Genomic DNA, 1,177 nt, shown 5'->3' on the forward strand with positions numbered 1-1,177 from the left:
TTCCCGTCGTCGTCGACCCGCGCGGTCGCCGTCCCGCCCGCACCGAGGTCGACCGTGACGGTCGCCCCGGGCTGGCCGGTGCCGGCGAACCGCACGTCGGTCGTCGCGTCGTCGTCGGCGACCGTCACGGAGGCGGCCCCGGCCGGGGTCGTCACCGTGAGCGGCGCACCGGCACGGACCGACACCGCCGCGGTGACGGGTGCCGACGTCTGCCCGCCGACGACCTGCGTCGCGCGGACCGTGTGGTCGCCGACCGGGACGTCCGCGAACGTCGTCTCCCAGGCGCCGTCGGCAGCGGCGGTCACCTCGTCGGAGTCGCCGTTCGACAGGGTCACCGTGACGGTGGCGCCGCCCTGTGCCCGTCCGGCCGCCAGCACGTCGGCCGTTCCGGCCGCGTCGGCGACCGTCAGGACGGTGCCGTCCGTGGGCGTCGTCAGGGTGAGCGCGGTCCCGGCGCGCACGGAGACGGTCTGCGCGGGACTGGAGGCGCTGGTCCCGCCGACGGTCTGGCTCGCGGTGAGCGTCGGGTCACCGACACCGACCCCGCCGAACGTCACGGTCCACGCGCCGTCTCCGTCCGCGGTGGTGCTGACCGCGTCGGCGCCGAGTCGCACGGAGACCAGAGCGTTCGGCTCGGCCGTCCCGGTGACGGTGACGTCGCGCGTCGCGCCGGCGTCCGGCACGAGCAGGACGGCTCCGTCGGCCGGCGTCGTCACCCGCACGGCGTCGGCGGCCTCGATCGTGACCGTGCGCGTGACCGGTGCGGAGGTCGCCGGGGAGGAGACCGTGCCGGCGAGGGTCTGCGTCACCGAGACCGGGTGCTCGCCGACGCCGAGGTCGGCGAAGGTCACCGACCAGGTGCCGTCCGGGGCGACCGTCGTCTGTTGGTCGTCCTCGCCGTCGGTACCGGCGGTCACGGTGGCTCCGGGCTGGCCGGCACCCGACACGGTGACGTCACGGCGGACGGCGTCGCCCGCGACCGTGATCGGTGTCGTGGTCGGCGCCGTGATCGCGAGCGGCGCTGCCGTGACGACCAGGAAGGTGGTCGGGATCGCAGCGGTGACCACGCCCTCGACGCTCTGGCTCGCGTTCACCGTGTAGGTGCCCGTGGGTGCTAAACCGGTCGCGTCGACGCTCCACGCCCCGGCGCCGTCGGCCGTGGTGGTGAACCGGGTGT

Annotated in this window: 1 pseudogene; it reads right to left on the bottom strand. The window is 75.7% G+C overall.

The annotated features are described in order from the left end of the window. Positions 1 to 1,177, bottom strand: a pseudogene (locus I5E_RS06655) (hypothetical protein); the annotation flags it as partial.

Origin of the sequence: Curtobacterium sp. B18 (assembly GCF_000333375.1) — a bacterium.
GTDB lineage: Bacteria > Actinomycetota > Actinomycetes > Actinomycetales > Microbacteriaceae > Curtobacterium.